This window comes from Actinomadura vinacea, from assembly GCF_039532545.1.
GTDB lineage: Bacteria > Actinomycetota > Actinomycetes > Streptosporangiales > Streptosporangiaceae > Spirillospora > Spirillospora vinacea.
Genome location: NZ_BAAARW010000023.1, coordinates 11,571 through 36,086 on the forward strand (window position 1 = coordinate 11,571; position 24,516 = coordinate 36,086).

The window sequence follows — 24,516 nt, forward strand, 5'->3', positions numbered from 1 at the left end:
GTTTGCTATGTCGGATTGTCCGGCAGGTGCGGTGCCGCCGGACCGCGCCCACTGATCGTCAGCGGATGAGGCCCTGCCGGCGCATCCAGTCGCGGGCCACGAACACCGGGTCCTCGCCGCCGACGTCCACCTTGCTGTTCAGGTCGCGCAGCACCGCCGTGGTCAGCTTCGGGCTGATCACGGCGAACAGCGCGGTGAGCTCGGGATGCCGCCGCAGCACCTGCTCCCGCACCACCACCGCCGGGTTGTAGTTGGGGAAGAACTTGCGGTCGTCGGTCAGCGGCCGCAAGTCGAGCGCCTGGATCCGGCCGTCGGTCTCGTAGGCCTCCCCGAAGACGCAGCTGCCGCTGACGGTCGCGTTGTAGACCACTCCCGCCGCCATCTGCCGCACGTTGCCCGCCGGGACGCTCGACCCGTACGCCAGCCCGTACCGCTGGAACATCCCGCGCATGCCGTCGTTGCGGGAGAAGAACTCCGACTCGACGCAGAACGTCCGCTGGCCGACCGGCACCTTGGCCATGTCGGCCAGCGACCTGAGGCCGTACTTCTTCTGGGACGCCGGGGTGACGACCATCGTGTAGGTGTTGTTGCCGGGCGCCGGCGGCGCCAGCCACACGATCCGGTTCCGCTTCATGTCCAGATCGCGCACGGCCTCGAACTGCCGCCGCGGATCGGGGATCGGGTTCTCCTGGCCGAGGTAGTTGATCCACCCGGTGCCCGTGTACTCCCAGGCCAGATCGTTCTCCCCGCCGGTGACCGACTTGCGGGAGGTGACGCTGCCCTGGACGTTGGTGTGGTCCACGACGTCGGCTCCGGCGGCGGTCAGCGCCAGCACGGCGATCTTGCCCAGGATCAGCTGCTCGGTGAACTCCTTCGAGGTCACCTTGATCTCGGCGTCCCGCAGCGAGGGGATCGGCCGGATGCTCCCCGGCTCGATGGACGGCACGAACGCCGAGGCCGGTTTCAGCCCGCAGCCCGCCAGCGCGAGCGGCGCGCAGGACAGCAGGGCGATCAGCGCCCGCCCGCGGCGGCGGGGAGTGCGCCCGGCGCGGTGGCGTCTCACTAGGCGGGGGTCCATTCAAAGTCCCTTCGGCGACAGGAGGCGGGTCGCGATGCCGCCGATCCAGTCGATGAGCAGCGCGAGCAGGGCCATCAGGACGCAGCCGGTGAGCAGGACCGGGGTGCGCTGCGTGGTGACGCCCGTGGTGACCAGGTCGCCCAGGCCGCCGCCGCTGATGAACGAGGCGATCGCCGCCGTGCCGACCATCAGGATCAGCGTGGTGCGGATCCCGGCCAGGATGACCGGGACGGCCAGCGGCAGCTCGACCCGGCCCAGCACGGCGAGCGGGGACATGCCGATGCCCCGTCCGGCGTCGGTCAAGGTCGGATCGACCTGCTGCAGCCCGACCATCGTGTTGCGCAGGGCGGGCAGCACCCCGTACGCGACGAGCGCCACGATCGCCGTCCAGAACCCGACGCCCCACAGGACCGCCAGCAGCACCACCATCCCGATGGACGGCGCGGACTGCCCGATGTTGGCGACGACCAGCACCGCCGGCGTCGCGGGACGCGCCCAGCGGCGGCTCAGCAGGATCCCCAGCGGGATCGCGATGACCAGCACCAGGAGCGTCGACACGACGGTGAGCTCGATGTGCTCCCAGGTCTTCTGCGCGACGTAGCCCGGCGCCAGGCTGCGGGACTCGATGCTGTCGAGGTCGGAGTTCTCCACGTACAGCAGCCAGCCGGCGCCGACCAGGACGATGACGAGCGGCTCCAGCAGCGCTCGCCAGGACCGTCCCGCGGTGGGCGCGTGCAGGGCCGAGGCGGCCGCTTCCGGGGTGCCCTCGGCCGGGTGCCGCTCCGGCGGGGGCGCCGCCGTGGCCGTCGTGCCCGGGGACTCGCTCATGTGCCCGCCGCCTTGTCCTCCAACCGCCGGCTGCGGGTGCGGTCCTTCATCTCCTTGATGGCGTTCTGCAGCGTCGCGAGGGTGACGGTGCCCCGGTAGACGCCGCGCGCCCCGACGACCGGCACCCACTCCTGCTCGATCTGGATCAGTGCCTCCAGCGCCTGCTGGAGCGTGATGCGTCCGCGGATCGGCGTGGCGGTGGGCTCGCCGCGCTCGCCGATCGGACCGGACACCCCCTCCAGGTCCTCCAGGGTGATCCAGCGCAGCGGGCGGCGGTGCTCGTCCAGGACGATGCCGAACGCCCCGTCCTCCCAGGCCTCGATCCGGGCCCGGACGGTGTCGGCGTCCTCGTCCGGGGCCGCCTCGGGCACCTGGTAGAGCGGCACGTCGGCGACCCGGCCGAACTTCAGCAGCTTCATCGCCTGGCCGCCGCCGAGGAACTGCTCCACGTACTCGCCGGCCGGGTTGAGCAGGATCTCCTGCGGCGTCCCGTACTGGGCGATGTGCGAGCCCTCGCGCAGGATCGCGATCCGGTCGCCCAGCTTCAGCGCCTCGTCCACGTCGTGCGTGACGAACACGATCGTCTTGCCCAGCTCCTCCTGGAGCTGGAGCAGCTCGTCCTGGAGCCGCTCGCGGGTGATGGGGTCGAGCGCGCCGAACGGCTCGTCCATGAGCATCGCGGGCGGGTCGGCGGCCAGCGCGCGGGCGACGCCGACCCGCTGCTGCTGCCCGCCCGACAGCTCGCGGGGGTAGCGGTCGCGGTAGGTGGCCGGGTCGAGCGCGACCAAGTGCAGCAGCTCGTCCACCCGCTCGGCGATCCGCTTCTTGTCCCAGCCGAGCATCTGCGGGACGAGGCCGACGTTGGTGCCGACGGTCATGTGCGGGAACAGCCCGGCGTTCTGGATGACGTAGCCGATGTGGCGGCGCAGCTCGGTGGGGTCGAGGCCCATGGCGTCCCGCCCGGCCACGATGATCTTGCCGGAGGTGGGCTCGATCAGCCGGTTGATCAGCCGCATCGTGGTGGTCTTGCCGCTGCCGGAGGGGCCGAGCAGCACCACGATCTCGCCCGCCGGGACGGTCAGCGTGATGTCGTCCACGGCGGGCGTCCGCTGGCCGGGGAACCGCTTGGTGACGTTGATCAGCTCGATGCCGCCCGCGGGGGTGTCGGACGTGTCGGATGTATCGGATGTGTCACGCACGGATCCCTCGCGAGGTGGTCAGGCGGCCGATCAGGAGGTAGCAGCCGTCGAAGAGCAGGGCCAGGAGGATGATGAGGAGCGTTCCGGCCAGCGTCATGTTGACGGCGTTGGCGCCGCCGAGCCGGCCCAGCCCGGAGAAGATCTGCTCGCCCAGCCCGGGGCCGGAGACGTAGGCGGCGATGGCGCCGATGCCCATGGCCAGCTGGGTGGAGACCCGGACCCCGGTGAGGATCACCGGCCACGCCAGCGGCAGTTCCACCCGCAGCAGGATCGCGCGGCGGCTCATCCCGATGCCGCGGGCGGCGTCGACCAGCGTGGCGTCCACCCCGTTCAGGCCGACGATCGTGTTCCGCACGATCGGCAGCAGCGAGTACAGCGTGAGCGCCACCACGCTGGGCGCCACGCCCAGCCCGAGCGGGGTGATCAGCAGGCCCAGCAGCGCCAGCGACGGGATCGTGAAGATCACGCCGGCGGTGCCGGTGGCCATCCCGGCCAGGCCGGGCCGCCGGTAGACGGCCAGGCCGATGATCAGGCCCAGCACCAGGGCGGCCAGCACGCACTGGAAGACCATGCTGGCGTGCTGCCAGGTCTCGAAGAAGAGCAGTTCACGCCGACTGCTCAAGTATTCCCAGAAGTTCACGTTCCCTCCGGCTGTTCGGTACCCGGCGGGGGGAGTCGATCACCTCACGTATAGATCACGATTCACATTCGTCTTGAAAGCGGACATCCAACGCTTGTTTCGTCTTCGGCGGCACCGGCCGGGGCGGGGCTCCGAACCGGGGCCGCGGACGGGCTCCGGACAGGCCGCCCCCTGGCGGGGCGTACGGCCAGGGTAGGTGCGGATCCCGGTAGTGTGCCGCTCGGAACCTCACCCGCCTCAGGAGGAACGTGCCTTGACCGAGTCGCGGACCAGTCTCATCGTCCCGCTGATGAAGGCCCGGGTGCCGGCCGAAGTGCAGCTGGAGTTCCCGCTGCCCGCCGAGGAGGAGCCGATCCGCGACCCGTTCGCGGGCGACCTGTACATCACCTACGCGCTGGAGCTGGCCGGGGAGGCGGCGGCCGGGACGGCGCTGCGCCCGGAGCCGGGCGGGCGCCGGTACGAGCACATCGCCCGCCGGCACTGCGCCGAGCTGGGCATCGCCCCCGAGGAGCTGCGCCGCGCGGCCACCGTGAACCTGCGCAACCTGCGTCCGGACCTGCGGATGAGCTGGTACCCGGACGCCCGCGCGGTGACGGTGTCGCTGGGCGAGGGGGGCCTGGAGGCGGGCCTGGCGCTGGACGACGGCTTCCTGGAGAAGCTGGCCCAGGACGTCGAGGGCGACCTGGTGGTGGCGACGCCGGCCCGAGACGTCTTCGTGGCCTCCGGCACCGGGCACCCCGACGGCGTCGACAAGCTGCGCTGGGCGGTGGAGCGGGTGTGGTCGGAGGAGCCCGCCGAGGGCGAGGCCGACCCGGCCTGGGACGTGCCGTCGGGCCATCTGCTGACCCGTGAGCTGCGGGTCTGGCGCGGGGGCGGCTGGACGCCCCTGGCCGCCGGCTGACCCGGGGCCGGTTTTCTGTGCCGTGATCGCGGGCGGCTATAGTCCCTTGTTGCGAAGAATGTGCAACAAGGAGTCTTATGCAGAAGCCCGCCCTCGCCCTCGGGGCGCTCGCCGCCGCGGCCACCACCCTCCTGGCCGCCACCGGCTGCGGAACCGGCGGCTCGTCCGGCGGCCGCACCGGAGGCACCTTCACCTACGCGCTCGGCGACGAACCCGACACCTTCAACCCGGCCCTGCAGGACGAGCACACCGACCCCGTGACCGAGCTGGTCTTCCGCGGGCTGACCCGGCACGACGCCGCGAACCGGGTGGTGCCGGGGCTGGCCTCCTCCTGGCGGGTGTCCAAGGACGAGAAGGAGTACACCTTCACCCTGCGTCCGGGCCTGACCTGGCACGACGGCAAGCCGATCACCTCCCGGGACGTGCGCTTCACCGTCGAGGCGATGAAGGGCGCGGGCGCCGACGCGCCGCTGTCGCGCAACTTCACCGCCGTGTCGTCGGTCGACACCCCCGACGACACCACCGTCACGCTGAAGCTCGGCAAGCCGTTCGCGCCGCTGCTGGACGTGGTGTCGGCCGGCCTGCTGCCCGAGCACCTGCTCAAGGGCAAGAAGATCACCGACGCGGGGTTCGGGCAGCGGCCCGTCGGCGCCGGCCCGTTCCGGCTGACCGGGTACAAGCCGGGGCAGTACGCGGAGCTCGAGCCGTTCGACGGCTACTACGAGGGCCGGCCGAAACTCCCCAAGATCGTGGTCAAGTACGTGCCGGACGACACCGCGCGGCTGATCCAGCTCAAGAACGGCGAGGTCGACGGCGCCCACGTGCAGCCGCAGCAGCTCGCCAAGGTCAGGGGCGACGGCCGGCTGCGGGTGGAGACCTACCCGACCGCCGACTACCGGGCGCTGATGTTCAACTTCAAGAAGCCCGTCTTCGCCGACCGGCGGATCCGGCAGGCGATGAACCACGCCGTCGACCGGGACGCGTTCGTCAAGAGCGTGCTGCTGGGCCAGGGGACGCCGGCGACCGGTCCGCTGGACGAGAGCCCGTACAAGGCTCCCGGCGCCGCGCCGTTCACGCACGACCCCGCCAAGGTCGACGAGCTGATGAAGACCGCGGGATACGCGAAGAACGCCCAGAACCTCTGGGCGAAGGACGGCAAGACCGTCCGGTTCGAACTCAGCACCTTCGCCGAGGACTCCTCGCGCGTCGCGATCCTGAACGTCGCCGCCACGCAACTCAAGGCGAAGGGCTTCGACGTCGTGCCGAACCCGCGGCCCCGCGACTGGGTCCGCAAGCACTGGGGCGACCTTGAGGCCTTCGTCGTCGGCTGGGGCACGCCGTACGACCCCGACACCTCGGTGTACGGACCGTTCCACTCGTCCCAGGCCCTCGACAAGGGCGGTTCCAACTACGGCACCTACTCCAACCCCGATGTCGACAAGGCCCTCGACCGGGCCCGCGACACCTCCGATCCGGCCGAGCGGAAGGCGGCCTACGCCGACTTCCAGAAGGCGCTCGCCGAGGACCCCCCGTTCGTGTGGATCTCCTACCTGCGCACCGCCAACGCCGTCCCCGCGGCACTGAAGGGCCCGGCCCGGCGCACCCTCGGCCACCACGGCTACGGCTTCTTCTGGAACGCCGAGAAGTGGTCGTGGTGACGGCGTCCCGGTGACCAGATTCCTGCTCAGGCGGGCGGCGACGGCCCTGGCGGTCGTCGCCGCCCTGTCGGCGCTGTGCTTCGCGCTCCTGGACCTCGCGCCCGGCAGCCCGGCGTTCTCCATCCTGGAGGCCCGGTCGGGCGGCCGCCCGCCCAGCCCCGCCGCCGTGAAGCGGCTGGAACGCGACATGGGCCTGCACGACCCGCTCCCCGTCCGGTACGGCCGCTGGGCGGCGGACGCGGTACGCGGCGACTTCGGCGACTCCTACGCGACCGGCCGAGGGGTCACCGAGACCCTCGCGGACACCGTCCCGTGGACGGCGCTGCTGACCGCCGTCGCGGTGCTGCTGAGCGTGGCGGGCGCCATCGCGGTCGGGACGGCCGCCGCCCTCACCCGGCGGGCCTGGCTGCGCCGCGGCATCGAGACGGCGCTGTTCGCGCTCGGCGGCATGCCCGGTTTCGTGGCCGCGCTGCTGCTGCTCTGGGTCTTCGCGGCCTGGCTGCGCTGGTTCCCGTCGGGCGGTCCGCTGCGTCCCGGGGAGCCGGTCACGCTCGCCGGGGTGGCGCCGCACCTGGTGCTGCCCGCCGTGGCGCTGGCGTTCGGGCACCACTTCGGGACTTACGCGCGGCTGGTGGAGACCGGAGTGGCCCGGCTGCGCACCGCCCCGCACGTGGAGAACGCCCGGGCGCGCGGCCTGCGCCGCCGGACGGTCGTCGTCCGGCACCTGCTCCGGCCGGGGCTGGTCCCGTTCACCGCCCGGCTCGGCGTGGGCGTCGGCGGCCTGATCGCGGGCGCCTACGCCACCGAGATGATCTTCTCCTGGCCGGGCGTGGGACGCCAGGCGATCCTCGCCGCCCGGGAACAGGACTACCCCGTCCTCACCGCCGTGGTCCTGGTGACCGGCGTCATCGTCGTCCTGGCCAACCTGCTGGGCGACCTGGCCGTCGCCTGGCTCGACCCCCGCGTCCGCCTGACCACCCCCCGCGGCGGGTCGGCGTGAGGCGGGCGGTCGTCGAAGAGCCCGGTGGCGGCGTCCCGTGCTCGGGGGACGGGACGCCGCCACCGTCTGAGCCGCCGTCCACGCCGCGTCGCCCCGGTGGGCTGCTGGCCGTGCGGATCCCCGTGCGAGGCTCGGCCGGACTGTGGGGTGCGGGGGGCGTGCTGGCGGTGCTGGTGCTGCTCGCGGCCCTCGCGCCCCTGCTCACCCCGTACGACCCGATCGCGACCGACACCACCGCGACCAGCCTGGCGCCCGGCTCGCCCGGCCACCCGCTCGGCACCGACAACCTGGGCCGCGATCTGCTCGCCCGGCTGCTGTTCGGGGCGCGGACCTCGCTGCTGGTCGGCCTGGCCGCCGGCTCCATCACGGTGGTCGCCGGGGTGCTGCTGGGCGGGCTGGCCGCGGCCGGGCCGCGCCGGCTGGACGAGCTGATCTCGCGCTCGGCCGACGTGCTGCTGTCGCTGCCGATGCTGGTGGTGGTGCTGGCGCTGGCCGCCGTCATCGGCCCGTCGCTCGGCACGGTCGTCCTGGCCGTGGCCGTGACCAGCTGGATGCCGGTCGCGCTGGTGGCCCGGGCCGAGCTGATCAGCCGCCGCGAGCGGCCGTACGTGCGGGCCGCGTACGCGCTGGGCCTGTCCCGCGGCCAGGTGCTGCGCCGGCACCTGCTGCCCGGCGCGGTGCCGCCGATCGCGTCGATCGCCGCGTTCGAGGTGGGGCACGCGATCCTGACCGAGTCCACCCTCAGCTTCCTCGGCCTCGGCGTCCCGCCGAACCGGCCCAGCTGGGGCAACCTGCTCACCGAGGCGCAGGCCCACCTGCTGACCGGCGAGTGGTACACGGTGGCGTTCCCCGCCGCCTGCGTGGTCGTGACGATCCTGGCGGTCAACGTGATCGCCTCGGCGGTCGCCCGGCCCGACGACGGGAGCGACTGGTGAACGCGCTGGAGATCCGCGATCTGGCGGTGACCGTGCCGGGCGGGCGGCGGGTGGTGGACGGGCTGTCCCTGGCCGTCCCGGCGGGCGCGGTCGTCGCGCTGGCCGGGCCTAGCGGCAGCGGCAAGAGCCTCACGGCGCGGTCGGTGGTCCGGCTGCACGACCCGGCGGCGGGCGTGCGGGCGACCGGGAGCGTGCTGCTCGGCGGGGTGGACGTCATGCGGCTGGGCCGCCGCGAGCTGCGCGCCGTCCGGGGCCGCCGGGTCGGGTACGCCTTCCAGGACGCCGCCGCGGCGCTCAATCCGGTCATCACCATCGGCCGGCACCTCGCCGAGACGGTGCGCGCGCACGGTGCGGGGGACGCGCGCGAGGCGGGGGCCGCCGCGCTGGAACGCTGCGGACTGGATCCCGCCGAGGTGTGGGACGCCCGCCCCTTCGAGCTGTCGGGCGGGCAGGCGCAGCGGGCCGCGCTCGCGCTGGCCACCGTTCTGGAGCCGGGGCTGCTCGTCGCCGACGAGGTCACCACCGCGTTGGATCCGGTCACGCAGGCCGCGGTCCTCGACACGATCCGCGCCCAGGCCCGCGCGGACGGCCGCGCGGTGCTGCTGATCACCCACGATCTGGCCGTCGCCGGACGGTGGGCCGACGAGATCGCCGTCCTGTCGGAGGGCCGGGTCATCGAGCAGGGGCCGAGCGGGCGGATTCTGGCCGAGCCCGCGGAGCCGTTCACGCGCGAGCTGGTGGCCGCGGCGCGTCTGGACGCCCCGTTCGCGTCCCCGGACGAGGAGGCGGGGGAGCCGGTGCGTTCGGTGCGGGCCGTGCGCCGCGTCCTGCACGGCCGTGGCCGCCCCACCATCGCCCTGGACGGGGTCGACCTGGACGTCCGCGCGGGCGAGTCGGTCGCGGTCGTCGGCCGTAGCGGGTCGGGGAAGTCCACGCTGGTCGGCGTGCTGGCGGGGCTGGACCGTCCCGAGGCCGGAACCGTCATGGCCGGCGACCGGGACGTGTGGGCGGCGCGCGAACGGGACCGCCGGGCCGTGCGGCGCGAGGCCGGGCTGGTCTTCCAGGACGCGCTCGCCTCGTTCGACCCCCGCTACACCGTCGGGCGCGTCATCGCCGAGGCCGATCCGGAGACCGACGTCGCCGCCCTGCTAGAACGCGTGGGACTCGACCCGGAGCTGGCCGGACGGCGGCCGGCGACGCTCTCCGGCGGCGAACGGCAGCGCGTGGCGCTGGCCCGCGCGCTGGCCGCCGGTCCGCGGATCCTGCTGGCCGACGAGCCCACCACCGGCCTGGACGTCCTGGCCCAGGAGCGGATCCTGGCGCTGCTGGCCCGGCTGCGCCGCGACGAGGGCCTCTCGGTCGTCTTCGTGACCCACGATCTGCGGGTCGCGCGGCGGGTCGCCGACCGCGTGGTCGTGCTGGCCGCCGGACGGATCGTCGAGGACCTGCCCGCGGTCCGGCTCGGGGCGGCGTCCCACGACGAGACGCGCGCGCTCTGGGCCGGTACCGTGCTTGATCACCAGGCGGATGAGGAGGCGGCGCATGGGCGGCATGGACGCTGAACGAGCGGTCCCCGGTCCTGTGTGGAGGGAGGTCGGCGAACCGCTGGTGCGCGGCGCGGCCGGCGGTCCGCTCGCCCGGACGCGCGTCGCGGTCAAGGACCTGTACGCGGTCGCCGGGCACCCGGTCGGCGCGGGCAACCCCGACTGGCTCGCCGGGGCGCCCGTCGAGGAGCGCAACGCCTGGGCCGTGCAGGCGCTCCTGGACGCGGGCGCGGACGTCACGGGGATCGCGCAGACCGACGAACTCGCCTTCAGCCTGAACGGGACCAACAAGCACTACGGCACCCCGCCCAACCCGGCCGCGCCCGGCCGGCTCACCGGCGGGTCCAGCAACGGCCCGGCCGCGGCGGTCGCGCTGGGAGTCGCAGACCTCGGGCTGGGCACCGACACCGCCGGGTCGGTGCGCGTCCCGGCCTCGCACTGCGGCCTGTACGGGCTGCGGACCACGCACGACCTGGTGGCCCGGGAGGGGCTGCTGGCGTTGGCGGCCTCGTACGACACCGTCGGCTGGTTCGCCCGGGACGCGGGCCTGCTGGAAAGCGCCGGCGACGTGCTGCTCCCACCCGGGAAGCCGGAGCCCGTGGAGTCGTTCCTGATCGCCGAGGACGTGCTGGCGCTGGCGGAGCCGGCGACCCGGGCGACGTTCGAGACGGCGTGCTCGGCGCTCGCCGGCGGGCGGCGCGTCCGGCGGGTCGAGTCGCTGACGGGCGGACGCCTGGAGGCGTGGTTCCACGCGTTCCGCGCCGTCCAGGCCGCCGAGGCGTGGGAGCGGCACGGGGCGTGGATCGAGGCCCACCCCGGCTCGCTCGGCTCCGGTGTGATGGCCCGGTTCGCCGCCGGCCGCGACCTGCCGTCTGGTGACCGCGCGGCGGCCCAGCGGATCGTGGACGAGGCGCGCGGGACGCTGCGCGCCGCCATCGAGCAGGGCACCGCGCTGCTCCTTCCCGCCGCGACCGCCCCCGCGCCGCCGGTGGACCTGGACCCGGCGGTGATGGACGCCTACCGTGGCAGGACGCTGCGGCTGACCTGCCTGTCGTCGATCGCCGGACTGCCCGCCGCCGTACTGCCGATGCCACCGGTGGACGGTCTCCCGGTCGGCCTGTGCGCCATCGGCGCCCGCGGCACCGACCGCGCCCTCCTCCAACTGATCGCGTCCGTCAGACCTTCAAGCTGAGCTTCTCCAGCGCCTCGACGAGCGGCGTCAGTTCGGGCAGATCGGCGGCCTCGGCCAGTGCCGCGTCCAGGGCCTCGTTGTGGGTGGGGGCGGCCTTCTCCAGCAGGGCCCGTCCCTCCGCGGTGGCCTCGGCGTAGATGCCGCGCCGGTCCTCCTCCGACAGCACCCGGGTCAGCAGGCCGCGCTTCTCCAGTCGGGCGACCAGCCGGGTGGTGGCGCTCTGGCTGAGCACCAGGACGGTGGCCAACTGCTGCATGCGCGTGTGGCGGCCGTTCGGCCCCGCCAGGTGATGCAGCACGCAGAACTCGTTGACGCTCAGGTCGTGCCGCTCCTGAAGGGCGCGCTCGATCTTCTCCTCGATCCGTGCCTGCAACGCGGCGAGCGTACGCCAGCCCTGGGCGCGCGCCTCGACGGCGGACGAGCCATCGCGTGACATGGGTCACCCTCTTCCCGTTTGCCCGCACCGCTACTTGCGTGGTGAGATAGCAGGCGTTTGCAAGTATAAGGCTTATGCAACTAATGCTTGCGCTTGCTACCAGCGCCTGCCCACTACCCTACCCGCGAGGAGAACGTCATGCCGCCCGCACTCCTGGCACTGGCCCTCGGGGCCTTCGGCATCGGCACCACCGAGTTCGTCATCGCCGGTCTGCTGCCCGAACTAGCCGCCGACTTCGGCACCTCGATCCCCGCCGCCGGCCTGCTGGTCTCCGGCTACGCCCTCGGCGTGGTGGTCGGCGCGCCGCTGGTCACCGCGGCCGGCGCCCGGTTGCCCCGCAAGACCATGCTGGTCGGCCTCATGGCCCTGTTCGTCGCCGCGCACATCCTGTCCGCCCTCGCCCCCTCGTACGGGACGCTCATGACCGGCCGGATCGTCGCCTCCTTCGCGCACGGCGCCTACATCGGCCTCGGCGCCGTGGTCGCCGCCGACCTGGTGCGGCCGGACCGGCGGGCCGGCGCGATCGCGCTGATGTTCATGGGCCTGTCCCTCTCGAACGTGCTCGGCGTGCCGCTGGGCACCTTCGTCGGCCAGAACCTCGGCTGGCGCGCCACCTTCTGGGTCGTCGCCGGCATCGGCGTGGTCGCGCTCATCGGCATCGCGGCGCTCGTCCCGCGCGGCGACCGGCCGCGGACCGGGCTGCGGCACGAACTGGCCGCCTTCCGCAGCCGCCAGGTCTGGCTCGCGCTCGCCATGACCGCGGTCGGCTGGGCGCCCGTGCTCGCCGTCGTCACCTACGTGGCGCCGCTGCTCACCGAGGTCACCGGCTACTCCGCCGGAGCCGTCCCGTTCGTGATGGTCCTGCTCGGCGTCGGGATGCTGGCCGGCGGGCCGCTCGGCGGCCGGTACGCCGACCGTGCCCTGATGCCCAGCGTGTACGCGCTGCTCGCCGCCATCATCGCCGTGTCCGCCGTGCTGGTCGCGGCCGCGCACCACAAGATCGCCGTCGTGGTCGCGCTGACCGTCTTCGGCGTGGTGGCCTCCGCGGCGATCCCGCCGCTGCAGACCCGCGTCCTGGACAAGGCCACCGGCGCCCAGGCCCTCGCCTCCGCCGCCAACGTCGCCGCGTTCAACCTCGGCAACTCCGTCGGCCCCTTCCTGGCCGGGCTGGCGATCAGCGCGGGCCTCGGCTTCACCTCCCCGCTCTGGGTGGCCGCCCTCCTGGGCGCCGCCGGGCTGGCCGTCGCCCTCCTCTCCGGCGCCCTGGACCGTGCGCCCGCGCCCGCCGAGGCACAGCCGGTCGTCAGTCCGGTGGCACGACGTTGATGACGACGTTGCCGACCTTTCGCCCGGTCTCGACGTACCGGTAGGCGTCGACGATCCGGTCCAGCGGGTAGCGCCGGTCGATGACCGGCCTGAACTCCCCGGACTCGATCAGCTCCCGGAAATACGGCACCATCTCCTCGTCCTTGCCCGGGAAGGGGAACTTCACCTTCCTGCCGCCGAGCAACGGAGTGACGAGCGCCAGGACCAGGTTCTGCGCCCAGCGCCCCAGCTCGGAGGACAGGTAAGCCCCGCCTGGTTTCAACAGCCGCTTGCAGCGGCGGAACGTGCTCTTGCCGACCGCGTCGAACACCGCGTCGTAGGTCTGCTCGTCCCTGGTGAAATCCTGGGCCGTGTAGTCGACGACCCGGTCCGCGCCCAGGCCCCGCACCAGTTCCAGGTTCGCCGTGTCGCACACAGCGGTCACCGTGGCGCCCAGGCTCTTGAGCAGCTGCACCGCCGCCGAGCCGATGGCACCGGTCGCGCCATGGACCAGGACGTCCTGCCCGGCCTGGACTCCCGCCGCTTCGATGAACGCGAGCGCGTAGTGCGAGCCCTCGGTACCGGGCGCGGCCTCCTCGAAGGCCACGCCCGCCGGCATGGTCGCGATCGCGCCGGTTTCCGGAACCGCCAGGTACTCGGCATGCGTCCCGAACGCGCCCTCGTTGTACCCGAACACCTTGTCGCCCACGGTGAAGGCCGTGACGCCACCGCCTACCGCCTCCACCACTCCCGCGAACTCGGTACCCAGGACCGTCCGCCGCGGTCGGGCCAGGCCGGTGAACGTCCGGATGAAGAAAGGCCGAGCCGCCCTGTAGCCGCAGTCCGTCCGGTTCACCGTCGTCGCGTGCACTTTGACGAGAAGGTCGCCGTCCCCTATCGAGGGCTCGCTCACCTCGGTGATCCGAACCACGTCGGGAGGGCCGTACCGGGTATGGACCGCTGCCTTCATGAATGACCCCTAGCCGGGACAAAATGCGATGCGGCCGCTCACGGCTCCCGCCTATCGTGCACCCATGATCTCGACCGGGCAACTGCTGGGCTTCTCCGCGATGGCACTGGCCATCATCGTGATCCCGGGGCCGACCGTGCTGTTCGTGGTCGGCCGCGCGCTGGCCCACGGCCGCCGCACGGCGATGACCAGCGTCATCGGCAACGAGCTCGGCGCCCTGGCGCTGACCGTCGCGGTCGCCCTCGGCATCGGCTCGCTCGTCGAGCGCTCCGTCCTCGTCTTCACGGCCCTCAAGCTGGTCGGCGCCGTGTACATCGTCTATCTCGGCGTCCAGGCGTTCCGGCACCGCCGCTCCCTCGAAGGCGCCCTGGACGAACTGGACGCCACCGGCCCCGGCAACGGTGCGCGCGACCTGTGGCAGGGCTTCGTGGTCGGCGTGACCAATCCAAAGACGATCGTCTTCTTCGCCGCCGTGCTCCCGCAGTTCGTCGACCGCTCCCGGGGCGGTGAAGCACTGCAGATGATGACGTTCGGCCTGATCTTCTGCGTGATCGCGCTGCTGTGCGACAGCGTCTGGGGACTGGCCGCCGCCACCGCCCGCGGCTGGTTCGCCCGCTCCCCGCGGCGCCTGTCCGCGGTGGGCGGCACCGGCGGCCTCCTGCTGATCGGCCTGGGCGTCACGGTCGCCGCCACCGGCCGCAAGGACTGACGGGCAGGTCAGACCCTGTCGGTGTGGACGCGGCAATGGAACGGACCTTCAAGACCTGCCCCCGTACAACGGTTGCGCCGACAACGTGATCAAGTGTGCCCGCACACGGCCGGGTCGCGGCCGTGCGTCGTGATCTCCGCGGCTCGACGTTCAGGGAGAGCGCCTGGCTGTACAGAAGACCGGCCGGATGGTCGCACGCGGACGCTACGGTTTCGCCCATGCCCCCGATCTCGGACGTTTCGTTGACCGACTGCGAGTACCTGGTTCATGCCGACCCGCGCCTGGTCGTCCCGTTGCTCGCACAAGCGGCCGGCGCCGAGGCGAGGCTTGCGGCCGCCGTCTATCGCACGTCGCTCCACGAGCACCGCGGCGCTAGCCCGGGCGTGCGCCGCCAGCTGCTGTCGCTGGACGCGGTCCGCTGGGGCTCGCCGGACCTGGCCGAGCGCTTCGCCGCCGTACCGGTTGCGGACGAGCCGGAGCCCCTGTGGAAGGTCACGTCCGCCACCGGTGCGGGCCCCGATGCGCCTCTGCTGTTCCAGTTCGCCGGTGCCGAGCAGGGCAGGACGGCGGCGGTCATCGAGTCGAACGGACGTCCGGTCGCGGTGCACGGCGGCATCGACGGGGTCCGGATGTGGGACATGACCAGCGGCGAGCCGATCGCGGGCGGGCTCGTGCGGGACGTGGTGGCCGTCACCGAGACCGACGGACGCCTGCTGGCGCTGACCGAGATCTTCGAGGACGAAGACGACCCCCGCCGCCTGCAGGTATGGGATCTGACCCGCGGTGAGCCGGTCTGCGAGCCATTCACCGGTCCGGCGGACTATCTCGCCGCCGCGGAACTCACCGTCTGCGATGGACATCCCGTCGTGGTCACCTTCACCCGCAGCGAACCGGTGACGGTCTGGGATCCGGCCATCGGCCAGCGGATCTCCCTGTTCGACCCCGAGGACAACAACGTCGCGGTTGCGTGCGCGACCGTGGACGGGCGGCCCGTGGTGGCGACTGCCATGGTCGGCACAGTGCGGGTATGGAGTCGCGCTGGCGGCGCTTGGACCTGCGACGTGACGATCGACCATCCGGACTGGCTCAGTGCGGTGACGATCAGTGAACTCGGCGGCCGACCGGTCGTCGTGACCGGGGCCGGCGTCACCGTGCCCGGCGACGACTCCAGGTTCGACCACCAGGTGCGGATGTGGGACCTGGCCACCGGCGAGCCGATCGGCCGGCCACTGTCCTCCGGCCACGACGGTTACATCGGCGACCTGAGATGCATGGTTTCGGCTGGACGCACGGTGGCGGTGACCGGTGCCGAGACGGATTCCACGGTGCGTGTGTGGGACCTGACCAGTGGTCGCCAGATCGGGCGCACGCTGACCGGGCATCGGACTCCCAACGCGGTGACGGGCATCGGTGAGGTGGACGGGCGGCTGTTCGCCGTCTCCGGGGACAACCGCGACCAGGTGTGCCTGTGGGACGTGACACCGTCGGCCGGCATCGAACCGGATCGCGGCACACGCGTGCACGCGATGGCGTGCGCGGAGTCGAACGGTCGCTCGGTCGCGCTGCTTGCCTGCATGGACCGCACGGTGCGGATCTGGGACGTGGCCGACGGTGCTCCGGTCGACCGGCCCTCGACCGGCGCGATCGACGTGTGGGCGATCACCGAGCTGAACGGGCGCCCTGTGGCGGTGACCGGCAACTGGGACGACGGCCTGTCGGTGCGGGATCTGCTCAGCGGCGAAGCGATCGGCCGGCCGTTCGCGGTGCAGGAGAGCCTCTCCATCCAGGCGGTGGCGTGCACGATGCTCGACGGACGCCCCATCGCCCTGATCACCGGCGAGTCCGGTGCGGCCGTGCGGCGATGGGATCTGTCCAGCGGAGAGCCGATCCAGCCGCTGTCGACCGGCAGCGAGCCGGCCGAGCCCTGGGGTGCCGAACCGATGCTTGCGGTGGCCTGCACGGAGCTGGACGGCCGTCCGGTCGCGGTGGCCGGCGGGCAGAGCGCCGAGGTGTGGGTGTGGGACCTGGCCTCCGGCGAGCCGATCGGAAAGCCGATGGCCGGGCATCTCAAGTGGAGCTGGGAGGCCGTCGGTAAGCCCAATCTGGGTACCAAGCTGTACATCGGCGCGCTCACCTGCACCCGCCTCGACGGCCGTCCGATCGCGGTGACCGGCGGCGAGGACGGGACCGTCCGCCGGTGGGACCTGGCCACGGGCCGGGAGATCGGCGGCCCGCGGATCGCCGGGCCGCTCAGCGACGGGAAGAAGGAGGCGATCGTCTCCGTCGCCTGCGGGGACCTGGACGGCCGCGCCATCGTGGTCAGCGGCGCCCAGGACCGCACCGTGCGGGTGCGGGACCTGGCCACCGGCGACCAACTGGGCCCGGAGCTGACCTTCCCCGACGCGATCTCACAGGTCGCGGCGACAACCGGCGGCGAACTGGTGATCAGGTACGGCTCCGAGATCGCGATCCTGAAACCCCGCTTGTCATCCCGCTGACGGCAGGGAGATCACGCTCTCACCCGGAGACGCGCGTGGAACACGGGGCGGTGCGGCTGGCACGCCATCGTCATTCGGGAGGACGGCGCGACGCGGAGCGGTAGACCACGGCCGCGGCGGTCAGGTCGGCGAGGCCGCTGCCGACGGCCTTGAACACGGTGATCTGCTCCGCGTCGCGGCGGCCGGGGACCTCCTCGCGGCACAGTTGCGGCAAGGTGCCCGCGATGTCGTCGCGGCCCAGCACTCCGGCCGCGATCGGCTGGGTGAGGTCGCCGGACTCCTCCAGCGCCACCGGGGTGTCGATGTAGACGGTGCCGCGGCGCACGCACGCGTCATCCGCCTCGCGCATGCTGGGCCGGAAGCTGCCGATCAGGTCGAGATGGGTGCCGGGGGCGAGCCACTCGCCGCGGATGACCGGCTCGGTGGCCAGCGTGGCGCACGTGATGATGTCGGCCGCCGCCGCGGCCTCCGCCAGGCCACCGGTGACGGGGCGCGCGTCGACGCCCTCTGCGTGCAGGGCGTCCACCAGGCGCCGGGCATGCGCGGGCGTCCGGTCGTAGACGAGCACGGTTCGCAGGTCCAGCACGCTGCGGTACGCGGCCGCCGCGAGGCCGCCGATGTGGCCGGCGCCGACGATCAGGAGGGTCGCGCTGTCGCGGCGGGCGAGGTGGGAGGCGGCCAGCGCCGAGGTCGCCACGGTTCGGCGGCGGGTCAGCTCGTTGCCGTCGATCACCGCGAGGTGCTCCCCGGTGGCGGCGCTGGCCAGCACGTACGCCGAGGACAGCGCGGGACGTCCGGCGGCGCTGTTGGCGGGGAAGACGTTGACCAGCTTGACCCCGAGGTGCTCGCCGTCGGTCCAGGACGGCATGAGCAGCAGCGTCGCGTTCGCGGCCTCGTCGATGGTGTGGTGGTGCCGGGCGGGCGTGTGCGCGCCCCGCGCGAAGCCCTCGCGCAGCGCCGGGACCAGCACCTCGAACGGCAGCGCCCGCGCGGTCTCCGCCGCGGTGATGTTCAGCAGTCTTCTTGCGAGGAACCCTGGCCCTTCGGGGGCGGGAGGAATTGCATCCCCAATATTGCGGCGGGCAGCGCCGCACCCATCCGACATCCGACCCATCCTGCGCCCCCTTATTCGGTGACTTTGAGTGATAGTACAGATGCGGGACGCTATGGTCGGTGGCGTGAAGTTGGTGGTGCAGGTGAAACTGCTACCCGCTGCCGAGCAGGCGGCGGCGCTGGCGGCGACCCTGCACGCGGTCAATGACGCGGCGAGTTGGGTGTCGGCCGTGGCGTTCGAGCACTTCGGGCTCAAGGCGCGTGAGACACCACTGCGCAAGCTGTGCTACGGCGAACTCAAGGCCCGTGGCCTGGGGGCGCAGGCGGCCCAGCATGTGATCAAGCGGGTGGTGGACGCCTGCACCACGCTGCGGGCCAACATCCGCAACGGCAACCTCGGCGGCGAGCGCTCCAAACGCCGCCGCAAGGCCACCTCCAAGCCGATCGCCTTCCGCCCCGACGCCGCGCACACCTTCGATGACCGCTGCCTGTCGTGGAACCACGACGCACAGACGGTGAGCATCTGGACGACGGCCGGACGGATGAAGAACCTGCGGTTCGCTTGCTCCCCGGGCGCGCTCAAGCAACTGATCGCGCACCGCAAGGGCGAATCCGACCTGCTCCACCGGGACGGCATGTGGTTTTTGATCGCCACGATCGAGGTGCCCGAGCCGCAGGCGTTCGAACTGAAGGACTTCCTCGGGGTGGACCGGGGCGTCGTCAACCTCGCCACCACCAGCGACGGCACCGACCACCAGGGCCGCAGGCTCGCCCGGTACCGGCGCAGGCAGGCCCGCATACGGGCCGAACTCCAGGCCAGACGAACACGCTCGGCCAAACAACTCCTCCGCAAGCGGGCGCGGCGCGAGCAGCGCCACGCCACCCACCTCAACCACAAAATCTCCAAACAGGTCGTCGCCGTCGCGGCACGCACCGGACGCGGCATAGCCCTGGAACAACTCCAGGGCATCCGCGAACGGGTCACGGTTCCTCGCGACCAGCGGGCACACCTGTCCTCCTGGCCCTTCCACCAACTCGGGGCCTTCATCGCCTACAAGGCCTGCCGCGCGGGCGTGCCGTTCGTAGAGGTGGACCCGGCTTACACCTCGCAGCGCTGCCCGCGTTGCGGGCACACCGCCAGGAACAGCCGCCGGTCGCGGGACCTTTTCTGCTGTCGTCGGTGCGGGCTCGCTGGCCCGGCCGACCACGTCGCCGCCGTGAACGTCAGAGACCGTGCACGGACGGCGTGGGTATTTGTCAACATGCCCGCACCGGTCCCGGCATAGCCGGGACCCGTGGATGTGACCCGCGACCGTCCTCTCCAAGTACGGCCGGGAGCATAAGCAAAGCCCTATCGGGACTGAGTCAACAAGCTCGGTCCTTTATAGGGCCGAGAAGTTGACCATGGCGTCCTTCGTCTGTCGGATCTTGCCTGCCAGGATGACCCCTGGAAGGCGTCCTCCGTGCGGAACCCGCGACCGGTTCCCATCGTCGAAAGTGGCGTGGGCGGCAAAAGGCTCTTCATTGTGGGCGTCGTCGTCGTGCTCGCGGTGGCCGGTGCGGTGGCGTCCCTGTGGTCGAGGACCGACCTGCGCGTCGCCCCGGCCAGGACGGTGAAGGCCGAGCTGCTGACCTTCCACCAGGGGCACGGCCTGCCGAGGGTGGCCACCGTGCTGCGCAGCGGCACCGACGCCCGGGCGGTGCGCGGCTGGTTCGCCGACACGGGACGGGGCGCGCCGGACGCCGACGATGTCGAGAAGCTCGCCGCGGGACGCGACTACGGCCGGGAGGTGGTGGTGCTGTTCTCCTACACCAGCGATTGCGACTCCGCCCGGGGCGCGCACTTGACCAGTGACGGTCCGGGGAGTCTCAGCATGCGCCTCACCGGCGTGACCGAGCACGAGGAGTGCGCGGAGCCCTACGACAACCTGGCCGTGTTCGCCGTCGAGAAGGCCAGGGCGCCGTCCGGGCTCATGCTGGGCGGCTCTCGTACGGGCAGGCCCGATCCGGTGAGCCCGGGGGAGCTGCTGGCGTTCGGGAAGCTCACGGGGCCGCCGCCCCGCTCCACGCGGGCAGCCGAGGTGAGCCAGCCCGACCAGCTCGAACAGTTCCTCAGATCGCTTCCCGCCGCCGGCGATGAGCTCGTCCGCGGGGACGGCTCCGCCCTGCAGGCAGGCCAGGGACGGCGTCGCTTCGGCTTCGTCCTCTCCGGCTGCCGTGAGAAGACCGCGATCCTGATGATCGGCGAGGACCGCCTGGCCGCGGAGCCGGTCGGCGACGACGCCACGAGTTGCGAGAGTGCCGAGCACTACGTGGCGGTGTTCGCCATCGACGCCCCGCACGTGCCGCCCGGCGCCCGGCTCGGCTGACCGTTCCCGCCCATCCTCAGCGGCATCGCTGACCTGCCCGCAAAGGCCGGAGGCGACGGGGCAAGGGCAATGACGCCCAAGTCTGCGGGGCCTCAGGGTCCAGTTCGGCGGCCAGCCGGAAGTCGATGTGGACGTTGCGGTAGGTGACGTGCGCCTCGACTCGCTCGGGCAGGTTGGTGCCGTCGCTGCCGGAGGCGGATTCGCCCACCGGTTCGGCCGCGTGGTCGATGCGAGTCGTGGGCGGCCGGTGGAAGACCAGTTCCCTCGCCTGGACGGTGGCCCTGATCTCGATATCGGGGCGCTCGGGCCGTTCCGGCTTGGCCATGGCGCCTCACCTCCTGGTCAAGCGCTTGAGCAGCCCCCCGACCGCGTCGGTCGCCTGCCCGAGTCCATTCCGCCCAGCGCGCAGCGGCTTGCGTCGCAGTGCGGCGGCGCCTCGAGGCGGGCGCGTGTTGTCCCCCCGCCCGCTGTCCCGGGGCGGGACGTCAGGTGCCTCTGGGGCCACGGCGGTCCCGCTCACGTCGCCGATGCCCTGCCCGGCCGCCGCGCCGAGGCCGCCCACGCCTCGCCCCACCTCGCTGACGCCTGCGCCGATGTCCCGTACACCCTGTCCCGCGCCGGTGCCGATGTCCTGGACGGCCCGGCCGGCGCCGCCGCCCACGTCCCTGACGGCGTGCCCCGTGCCATGGCCGATCTCGTCCACGGCCCGGCCGGCGCCGCCGCCGACGTCCTCCAGCGCCAGGCCCACGCTCCGCGTGACGTTCTCGAGGATCTGCGGGTTCGCGTCGATCGTCTCCAGCACCCGCTCGATGATCCGCGCCACGTTGTCGAGCCGTACCTTGAGCAGGGCCTGGGCCGCCACGCCCTTGACGGTGAGGTCGACCTTCCCCAGGACGACGTCCGCGCCCACGTTGAGCTTGAGCAGGTCCAGCACCTCGGCCTGCAGTGACACTCGGGCGCGCAGGTTCTCCACTTCCAGGGTGATCTCGTCGACCCTGAGTTCGGGGACGTCGAGCAGCACGTCGGGGTCCCCGTCCCGGACGGGTTCGGCGGGAGCTCGCGGGCTCCGGCCGTCAGGCTCACGCTCGGACATGATCGTTCCCCCGCATCCCGGTGCCCTAGCGGTGAGGGCTGGTCGCATCACTTCGGCCCGGGTCCTTTCGCTGGCGTCCCCTTCAAGGCGCCTACCCCGCCCAGCCCAGGTCAAGCCAGGCGCCCGCGGGCCGCCGCGGCTCGCCGCCGGCCGGCGGTTCGTGGAGCTGCGCTACCCCGAGACTCAAAGGTCGTAACAGCCGTTCTTGATGCGCCGGCTGAACGATCGCCAGGCGGTGCCGCTGAGGAGGAGCTTGGCCCCGCCAGGGGCCTTGGAGTCACGTACAGCAACCTGGTCATGGCCGAGCGGTGCGAGTTCGACGCATTCGCTATTGTCTCCACTGCGGCTGCTCTTACGCCAGAAACCAGATGTCGTGCGAATCTGAGGTGCAAGGGGCGAGTCGGGGGAACTCATGGCGGCGTGATCTCCTTCAAAACATCCTTGACCAGCCGGAGTGACCTTCCGGGAGGCAAGGCTGATGCACGAAGATGGTTGTACGCCAACCGATAGCGGTTGATCTCGTCTTCTTGCTCCAGGTAGAGCCCACCGGCAAGGTTCTCCAGGAATACGACGTCCATCAGCCCGGAGGCGTTGAAGGACAGGATAGTGAAGGGGCCGAACATCCCGGTGGTGCCCTCGGCGGTGAACGGCAGGACCTGCAAGGTGACGCTTGGTAGTTCGGCCATCTCAAGCAGGTGATTGAGCTGCTCCTTCAACACATTGCTACCGCCCAACCTCTGTCGGAGTGCGGCCTCGCCGACTATGGCCCACAAACTCACGGGGGAGGTACGGGTAAGGATGGACCGCCGTGCAGTGCGGATCTCAACAAAGCGTTCGACGTCCTCCTCGCTTTGCCAGACATGACTCGACCCCACCACGGCCATGGCGTAGCCGCGTGTCTGTAGCAGACCAGGTATGACCTGTGGTTGATAGACGCTGAGTTCGCGCGCGGTGCCTTCCAAACTCAAGAAATCCGCGTACGGATGGCTGAGCGTCGCGCCGTACCCACGCCACCAACCACGCTCCCTCAAGCTCTTGGCGAGGGCGATCAGAGTTTTGCGCTGTGTCTCGTCCTCGATGCCGTAGGCGTCAAGGAGATCTTGAACGTCGCCCCAGTGGACGCGGACGAGTCCGTTCTCCACGCGACTGATCTTGGAACCCTGCCATCCCACCTGGGCGCTGACTTGGTCGAGTGTGAGTCCAGCTTCCTTCCGGGCCTTGAGTAGCGCGTTGCCGAGCCACTTGCTGCGGATGGTGGGGGTCGACGTTGCCATGGATGATCGCCTCCGATGTTGCAAATTTCTACTTGAACAAGCTTTTGCAGGTAGAGATCTTGAGTCATCCTTCCAGAGATCGGTCACCGTGTGTCCAAGTTCAAGGACACAACGTTACGAACGGGTGAGGATTCGATGCGCGTATCAGTGGAGCGGCAGGAGGGCTACGCGGAGGCGTGCCCGTGGTCGGTGGGGGTGTGGCGTTTGCCTGCGGGACGGGCGGAGCAGCGGGCGCGGGTGATCATCCGGGAGCTTCTCGGCCGGGCGGGCGTCTCTCCGGAGCGGGTCGCCGACTCGGAGCTGGTGGCCGCGGAGCTCGCCGCCAACGGCGTTCGCCATGCCGCGCCGCCGTACGAACTGCGCGTGCTGTTCGCGGGCACGGAGCGCCGACCGGTGTGGTGCGAGCTGGCCGACGCGGACCCCTGTCTCGGGCGCGTGCCCGAACTGCTGCGCGAGCCGTCCGTCGACCTGGAACCCGACGAGGACCTGGACGCCGTCATCGCCGCCCTCAGCCTGGGAGGTCGAGGGCTCTCCCTCGTACGCGACCTGACCGGCGGACACTGCGCGATCTACACGACCACTGCATGCAGCAAGCCCGGCCTGGGCAAGGCCGTCGGCCTCGCCCTCCCCGGCTTGTGAAGACGGCAAGGCCGAGACCTTTGCCGAGCCATCCGGCCCTCGGTGGTCGTGCTCCGTCGGACGGAGTCGTCGCGGCCTGACCGGGCGCGTGGGGATCAAGTGCCATCGCTGCTTGAAGGGGTCCTCCTGGTCCTGGGGAATTTCCAACGGAGTTCGCTGACCTGCGGAGACGCGGTCATGGTTGGTGACGTCGTCGTGGGGCGGGGTCGCGTTCGGCGACCTGGCGGGCAACGGCGTCGACGCCGGGGCGTAAGGAGGATCGGTACGGGTCTTGGCGGTAGCCGGCGTCACCGCAGGTCAGGGCGAAGCAGTCGACAGCCAGACCCGACAGAGTGGCCGGACTGTTGGTTCTGAGCCGCGGTAGCGGTGCAGGTCACAGGCTCTACCGCCAATTCCTGTACCGGTCCTCCTCGCGGGCCTACCCGCCCGCCTGCCAGGCCGTCCGGGCCACCGATATCAACGCGACCCCGTCACTGCGTCCACAGCGTGCCCCGCCCCCGTCAGCCGCTCGACCGTCCCGCAGGAATTTCCGTGGCTGCGCCAGGGTTGCAAGGCGACGTGCTCCTCAGGAGCAACGCAGCCCCATTGACATCACAAAGGACTCCGACCGTGGCAGCCCAGTTCTCCGACGAACTGAAGAAGTACCTCGACGACTCCCGGATCTTCGCAACCGTGGCGACGGTGTCGCCCGACGGGCGGCCGCACCTGACCGTCGTCTGGATCAAGCGCGACGGCGACGACCTGATGTTCTCCACCACCGTGGACAGGTTGCAGGGAAAGAACATCGCCCGCGACCCGCGCGTCACGGTGATGATCAACCCGCCCGAAGACCCGTACGCCTACGCCGAGATCCGCGGCACCGCAACGGTCACCCCGGACCCCGCCCGCGAACTGCCGAACGAGTTGTCCCTCAAGTACACGGGCCAGGACTACACCACGTTCAACCCGGCCTCGAAGAACGATGGGGAACGCATCGTCGTCCGCGTCACTCCCGTCAAGATCACTGGCCGGCTCTGAACTGAGTCCCGGCTCCATATCCCATCAGGCGGCGGCACCCGCACCTCGGCGGCCGCCGAGCTGGCACCGACCCGGGTCCTGGCTGCTGCGGGCGCCGCCGGGTTGTCCCGGGAACAGATCCGGGTTGAGGAACCGGTGGACAGCCGCTGGCGCTGAGAAAGGTCTTGAAGGGGTTCGC

The 24,516-nt window shown here is 71.7% G+C and carries 24 protein-coding genes; 13 read left to right on the plus strand and 11 right to left on the minus strand.

The genetic code is table 11. The annotated features are described in order from the left end of the window. Positions 1-58: 58 nt before the first annotated feature. Genes ABD340_RS30750 through ABD340_RS30765 form a run of 4 tightly spaced genes read right to left on the minus strand, consistent with a single transcriptional unit; the run spans position 59 to position 3,745 of the window. The gene (locus ABD340_RS30750) at positions 59-1,078 is read right to left on the minus strand and encodes a glycine betaine ABC transporter substrate-binding protein (protein ID WP_344593684.1); all 1,020 of its coding nucleotides are present in this window, start codon (positions 1,076-1,078) and stop codon (positions 59-61) included. Next, a complete protein-coding gene (locus tag ABD340_RS30755) occupies positions 1,079-1,906 on the minus strand; it encodes an ABC transporter permease (protein ID WP_344593686.1) in 828 nt (275 codons plus the stop codon). Continuing rightward, positions 1,903-3,105 carry an ABC transporter ATP-binding protein gene (locus ABD340_RS30760; RefSeq protein WP_344593688.1) on the minus strand — a complete coding sequence of 401 codons (1,203 nt, stop codon included), beginning with the start codon at positions 3,103-3,105 and terminating at the stop codon, positions 1,903-1,905. The genes ABD340_RS30755 and ABD340_RS30760 overlap by 4 nt, the downstream gene beginning before the upstream one ends. After that, the gene (locus ABD340_RS30765) at positions 3,098-3,745 is read right to left on the minus strand and encodes an ABC transporter permease (RefSeq protein WP_344593690.1); all 648 of its coding nucleotides are present in this window, start codon (positions 3,743-3,745) and stop codon (positions 3,098-3,100) included. The genes ABD340_RS30760 and ABD340_RS30765 overlap by 8 nt, the downstream gene beginning before the upstream one ends. 253 nt (positions 3,746-3,998) lie before the next feature. Here ABD340_RS30765 and ABD340_RS30770 point away from each other — a divergent pair, with 253 nt between their 5' ends. The 6 genes from ABD340_RS30770 to ABD340_RS30795 all read left to right on the plus strand — a co-directional run bounded on the left by ABD340_RS30770 (position 3,999) and on the right by ABD340_RS30795 (position 10,975). After that, entirely contained in the window at positions 3,999-4,646 is a 648-nt protein-coding gene (locus ABD340_RS30770) for a DUF1444 family protein (RefSeq protein WP_344593692.1), read from the plus strand. 77 nt (positions 4,647-4,723) lie between these two features. After that, positions 4,724-6,304: an ABC transporter substrate-binding protein gene (locus ABD340_RS30775; protein WP_344593694.1), complete on the plus strand. Its 1,581-nt coding sequence runs from the start codon at positions 4,724-4,726 to the stop codon at positions 6,302-6,304. Positions 6,305-6,314: 10 nt separating this feature from the next. After that, positions 6,315-7,304: an ABC transporter permease gene (locus tag ABD340_RS30780; RefSeq protein ID WP_344593695.1), complete on the plus strand. Its 990-nt coding sequence runs from the start codon at positions 6,315-6,317 to the stop codon at positions 7,302-7,304. 110 nt (positions 7,305-7,414) lie between these two features. Next, positions 7,415-8,239 carry an ABC transporter permease gene (locus ABD340_RS30785; protein ID WP_344593697.1) on the plus strand — a complete coding sequence of 275 codons (825 nt, stop codon included), beginning with the start codon at positions 7,415-7,417 and terminating at the stop codon, positions 8,237-8,239. Next, the gene (locus tag ABD340_RS30790) at positions 8,236-9,801 is read left to right on the plus strand and encodes an ABC transporter ATP-binding protein (protein WP_344593698.1); all 1,566 of its coding nucleotides are present in this window, start codon (positions 8,236-8,238) and stop codon (positions 9,799-9,801) included. The genes ABD340_RS30785 and ABD340_RS30790 overlap by 4 nt, the downstream gene beginning before the upstream one ends. Further along, on the plus strand, positions 9,791-10,975 hold the full coding sequence (locus ABD340_RS30795; RefSeq protein WP_344593699.1) for an amidase: 1,185 nt from the start codon (positions 9,791-9,793) through the stop codon (positions 10,973-10,975). Before ABD340_RS30790 ends, ABD340_RS30795 begins: the two co-directional genes overlap by 11 nt. Here ABD340_RS30795 and ABD340_RS30800 read toward each other — a convergent pair. Continuing rightward, positions 10,959-11,411, minus strand: a complete 453-nt coding sequence (locus ABD340_RS30800) for a MarR family winged helix-turn-helix transcriptional regulator (RefSeq protein ID WP_344593701.1) — start codon at positions 11,409-11,411, stop codon at positions 10,959-10,961. The genes ABD340_RS30795 and ABD340_RS30800 overlap by 17 nt on opposite strands. 138 nt (positions 11,412-11,549) lie before the next feature. Here ABD340_RS30800 and ABD340_RS30805 point away from each other — a divergent pair, with 138 nt between their 5' ends. Continuing rightward, positions 11,550-12,737: an MFS transporter gene (locus ABD340_RS30805; protein ID WP_344593702.1), complete on the plus strand. Its 1,188-nt coding sequence runs from the start codon at positions 11,550-11,552 to the stop codon at positions 12,735-12,737. Here ABD340_RS30805 and ABD340_RS30810 read toward each other — a convergent pair. Further along, entirely contained in the window at positions 12,715-13,686 is a 972-nt protein-coding gene (locus ABD340_RS30810) for an NAD(P)-dependent alcohol dehydrogenase (protein WP_344593704.1), read from the minus strand. The two genes, ABD340_RS30805 and ABD340_RS30810, sit on opposite strands and share 23 nt — an antisense overlap. Positions 13,687-13,750: 64 nt before the next feature. Between ABD340_RS30810 and ABD340_RS30815 the strand changes: the two genes are divergently transcribed. Together ABD340_RS30815 and ABD340_RS30820 are read left to right on the plus strand one after the other, a co-directional pair. Further along, positions 13,751-14,395 (plus strand): LysE family translocator, encoded by a 645-nt coding sequence (locus ABD340_RS30815; RefSeq protein ID WP_344593705.1) that lies wholly within the window; start codon positions 13,751-13,753, stop codon positions 14,393-14,395. A gap of 218 nt (positions 14,396-14,613) precedes the next feature. Continuing rightward, positions 14,614-16,893, plus strand: coding sequence for a WD40 repeat domain-containing protein (locus ABD340_RS30820; protein WP_344593707.1), 2,280 nt, complete (start codon positions 14,614-14,616; stop codon positions 16,891-16,893). Positions 16,894-16,963: 70 nt separating this feature from the next. Here ABD340_RS30820 and lhpI read toward each other — a convergent pair whose 3' ends face one another. Next, a complete protein-coding gene (gene lhpI, locus ABD340_RS30825; protein WP_344593709.1) occupies positions 16,964-17,998 on the minus strand; it encodes a bifunctional Delta(1)-pyrroline-2-carboxylate/Delta(1)-piperideine-2-carboxylate reductase in 1,035 nt (344 codons plus the stop codon). 73 nt (positions 17,999-18,071) lie between these two features. Here lhpI and ABD340_RS30830 point away from each other — a divergent pair, with 73 nt between their 5' ends. Next, the gene (locus tag ABD340_RS30830) at positions 18,072-19,232 is read left to right on the plus strand and encodes an RNA-guided endonuclease InsQ/TnpB family protein (protein ID WP_344593710.1); all 1,161 of its coding nucleotides are present in this window, start codon (positions 18,072-18,074) and stop codon (positions 19,230-19,232) included. 216 nt (positions 19,233-19,448) lie between these two features. Further along, on the plus strand, positions 19,449-20,315 hold the full coding sequence (locus ABD340_RS30835; protein WP_344593712.1) for a hypothetical protein: 867 nt from the start codon (positions 19,449-19,451) through the stop codon (positions 20,313-20,315). Between the two features lie 16 nt (positions 20,316-20,331). On the opposite strand, the gene ABD340_RS30840 is transcribed toward ABD340_RS30835, so the two are convergent. From ABD340_RS30840 to ABD340_RS30855, 4 genes are all read right to left on the minus strand, one after another. Next, positions 20,332-20,640, minus strand: coding sequence for a hypothetical protein (locus ABD340_RS30840; RefSeq protein WP_344593713.1), 309 nt, complete (start codon positions 20,638-20,640; stop codon positions 20,332-20,334). Between the two features lie 6 nt (positions 20,641-20,646). Further along, a complete protein-coding gene (locus ABD340_RS30845; RefSeq protein ID WP_344593715.1) occupies positions 20,647-21,408 on the minus strand; it encodes a thioesterase in 762 nt (253 codons plus the stop codon). A 183-nt stretch (positions 21,409-21,591) separates the two neighbouring features. Continuing rightward, positions 21,592-21,822: a DUF397 domain-containing protein gene (locus tag ABD340_RS30850; RefSeq protein ID WP_344593717.1), complete on the minus strand. Its 231-nt coding sequence runs from the start codon at positions 21,820-21,822 to the stop codon at positions 21,592-21,594. Continuing rightward, positions 21,819-22,682, minus strand: a complete 864-nt coding sequence (locus ABD340_RS30855; protein ID WP_344593718.1) for a helix-turn-helix domain-containing protein — start codon at positions 22,680-22,682, stop codon at positions 21,819-21,821. The genes ABD340_RS30850 and ABD340_RS30855 overlap by 4 nt, the downstream gene beginning before the upstream one ends. A gap of 135 nt (positions 22,683-22,817) precedes the next feature. Between ABD340_RS30855 and ABD340_RS30860 the strand changes: the two genes are divergently transcribed. Both ABD340_RS30860 and ABD340_RS30865 read left to right on the plus strand, forming a co-directional pair. Continuing rightward, positions 22,818-23,321, plus strand: a complete 504-nt coding sequence (locus tag ABD340_RS30860) for an ATP-binding protein (protein WP_344593719.1) — start codon at positions 22,818-22,820, stop codon at positions 23,319-23,321. A 609-nt stretch (positions 23,322-23,930) separates the two neighbouring features. Beyond that, positions 23,931-24,338, plus strand: coding sequence for a PPOX class F420-dependent oxidoreductase (locus ABD340_RS30865; RefSeq protein ID WP_344593720.1), 408 nt, complete (start codon positions 23,931-23,933; stop codon positions 24,336-24,338). Positions 24,339-24,516: the final 178 nt, after the last annotated feature.

What these genes read in the sequence shown, in the direction of transcription:
- ABD340_RS30750 (WP_344593684.1), bottom strand. Translation starts at nt 1,078, where the DNA reads ATGGACCCCCGCCTAGTGAGACGCCACCGCGCCGGGCGCACTCCCCGC.
- ABD340_RS30755 (WP_344593686.1), bottom strand. Translation starts at nt 1,906, where the DNA reads ATGAGCGAGTCCCCGGGCACGACGGCCACGGCGGCGCCCCCGCCGGAG.
- ABD340_RS30775 (WP_344593694.1), top strand. Translation starts at nt 4,724, where the DNA reads ATGCAGAAGCCCGCCCTCGCCCTCGGGGCGCTCGCCGCCGCGGCCACC.
- ABD340_RS30795 (WP_344593699.1), top strand. Translation starts at nt 9,791, where the DNA reads ATGGACGCTGAACGAGCGGTCCCCGGTCCTGTGTGGAGGGAGGTCGGC.
- ABD340_RS30800 (WP_344593701.1), bottom strand. Translation starts at nt 11,411, where the DNA reads ATGTCACGCGATGGCTCGTCCGCCGTCGAGGCGCGCGCCCAGGGCTGG.
- ABD340_RS30805 (WP_344593702.1), top strand. Translation starts at nt 11,550, where the DNA reads ATGCCGCCCGCACTCCTGGCACTGGCCCTCGGGGCCTTCGGCATCGGC.
- ABD340_RS30810 (WP_344593704.1), bottom strand. Translation starts at nt 13,686, where the DNA reads ATGAAGGCAGCGGTCCATACCCGGTACGGCCCTCCCGACGTGGTTCGG.
- ABD340_RS30815 (WP_344593705.1), top strand. Translation starts at nt 13,751, where the DNA reads ATGATCTCGACCGGGCAACTGCTGGGCTTCTCCGCGATGGCACTGGCC.
- ABD340_RS30820 (WP_344593707.1), top strand. Translation starts at nt 14,614, where the DNA reads ATGCCCCCGATCTCGGACGTTTCGTTGACCGACTGCGAGTACCTGGTT.
- lhpI (WP_344593709.1), bottom strand. Translation starts at nt 17,998, where the DNA reads ATGTCGGATGGGTGCGGCGCTGCCCGCCGCAATATTGGGGATGCAATT.
- ABD340_RS30840 (WP_344593713.1), bottom strand. Translation starts at nt 20,640, where the DNA reads ATGGCCAAGCCGGAACGGCCCGAGCGCCCCGATATCGAGATCAGGGCC.
- ABD340_RS30845 (WP_344593715.1), bottom strand. Translation starts at nt 21,408, where the DNA reads ATGTCCGAGCGTGAGCCTGACGGCCGGAGCCCGCGAGCTCCCGCCGAA.
- ABD340_RS30850 (WP_344593717.1), bottom strand. Translation starts at nt 21,822, where the DNA reads ATGAGTTCCCCCGACTCGCCCCTTGCACCTCAGATTCGCACGACATCT.
- ABD340_RS30855 (WP_344593718.1), bottom strand. Translation starts at nt 22,682, where the DNA reads ATGGCAACGTCGACCCCCACCATCCGCAGCAAGTGGCTCGGCAACGCG.
- ABD340_RS30860 (WP_344593719.1), top strand. Translation starts at nt 22,818, where the DNA reads ATGCGCGTATCAGTGGAGCGGCAGGAGGGCTACGCGGAGGCGTGCCCG.